Here is a 207-nt window from a genome sequence, read left to right on the forward strand (position 1 = left end):
ATAAAAAACTCAAAGAATCAGGGATTATTCACTTACATAAAACAAGTATTCTCATTCACTCCAAACATGCACAAAATTATGACTGTGTACGAATAATTCCCAGGACTGGATGTTATGTAATTGAAGTAGTTTATACTAGAAAGGATGTTAAGTTATCTGAATCAGGTTTGAAAGCCGCAATAGATTTAGGTGTAAATAACCTTGGGA

At 32.4% G+C, this 207-nt stretch carries 1 pseudogene; it reads left to right on the plus strand.

Annotation, left to right across the window (positions count from 1 at the left end):
- A pseudogene (locus AABK37_RS42580) lies at positions 1–207 on the plus strand (RNA-guided endonuclease TnpB family protein); the annotation flags it as partial.

Source organism: Tolypothrix sp. VBCCA 56010 (assembly GCF_050875635.1).
Classification (GTDB): domain Bacteria; phylum Cyanobacteriota; class Cyanobacteriia; order Cyanobacteriales; family Nostocaceae; genus Hassallia.